Origin of the sequence: Streptomyces sp. NPDC006602 (assembly GCF_042870385.1) — a bacterium.
Classification (GTDB): domain Bacteria; phylum Actinomycetota; class Actinomycetes; order Streptomycetales; family Streptomycetaceae; genus Streptomyces.
Window position 1 is genome coordinate 1 of record NZ_JBIAHG010000108.1, and the last position, 1175, is coordinate 1175.

Genomic DNA, 1175 nt, shown 5'->3' on the forward strand with positions numbered 1-1175 from the left:
GTTACTGACTTCGGCTCGTCAGGGTGACGTTGGGTTGTCGAGGGTCAGGCCGGTGCCGGCTATGAAGCCGTCGAGGGTGTCGGGCCGGTACTGAAGACGCTTGAGTCGGTTGCGGACGAGCGTCTCCAGGCGGTCGAGGGCGACGACGGCGAGGTTGGTCAGACTGTGTTTGACGTGCGCCCACACGCCCTCGACCGGGTTGAGGTCGGGTGAGTAGGCGGGCAGCAGGAACACCGTCAGCCACTTCCGCTCGGCGATCAGCTCACGCATGGCGTGGGAGACGTGGGTGTTCAGCCGGTCCCACACCAGCACGATCGGCGCCCTGACCAGCTGGTGAACGCCGTCGATCAGGGCGATGAAGTCGCGCTCGCCCATGCTGCGGCGTTTGCCCTTGCCGGCCGGGTGGGTGCGCAGGCGGTGGCACAGCCGGGTGCGGCAGCCGGGCCGCATGGCGATCAGCCCGGCCACCGACAGGCGTCCCGAGCGTCGGCCGCTCACCGTCACCTGCGGAGTGCGGCCGCGGCGGCCCCAGGTGCGTCCTTTGGGCGGCCGCCGGGTGAAACCTGCCTCGTCCTCGAAGCAGATGTAGCCTCCGCAGGCCGCCCGGGCTCTTTTACCTCGGCCCAGGTCGCCTCCTTCCACGCGATCACGGCCTGCTCGTCGCGCTCGGCGACCCGCCGCGCGGGGACCTGGGGGCTGAAGCCGAGCCGGTGCATGAGCCGTGTGGCGCCCGAGACGCTGTAGGTGACGTGGAACTTCCTGCCGATCAGCGTGGCCACCCTCGCCGCGGTCCACACCTGGTCCTCCACCCAGCCGTGCGCGGCCGGACCCTGCTCCAGATACACGGCCAGCTTCTCCAGACAGCGCGGGGACAACCGGCAACGGCCCCCGCTCGGGCCACGGGAGGCCAGAGCCTGCACACCCCCGTCCCGCCACAGCTGGTGCCACCGGTAGGCCGACTTCCGGCTCACCCGCAGGCGCCGTGCCACCTCCAGCGGCTTGATGTTCTGCTCGAACAACTCAGCCGCCTGCATCCGTACCGTCTCCCGGCGCTGACGCCCCGCAGCAGTCAGGCCGCCCCCATCCGCATACCTCACACACCACGAGATACAGCCACCACACCGGGCCCCTCAGGGACTTCTAGAAAATTCACCCTGACGAGCCGAAGTCAGTAG

2 protein-coding genes are annotated in these 1175 nt (G+C 69.5%); both read right to left on the reverse strand.

Annotated elements, in window-relative coordinates; translation table 11 throughout:
- Positions 1–18 precede the first annotated feature (18 nt).
- Positions 19–585: a transposase gene (locus ACFYO2_RS49645; protein ID WP_388364145.1), complete on the reverse strand. Its 567-nt coding sequence runs from the start codon at positions 583–585 to the stop codon at positions 19–21.
- Entirely contained in the window at positions 501–1073 is a 573-nt protein-coding gene (locus ACFYO2_RS49650) for a winged helix-turn-helix domain-containing protein (RefSeq protein ID WP_388364148.1), read from the reverse strand. The genes ACFYO2_RS49645 and ACFYO2_RS49650 overlap by 85 nt, the downstream gene beginning before the upstream one ends.
- Positions 1074–1175: the final 102 nt, after the last annotated feature.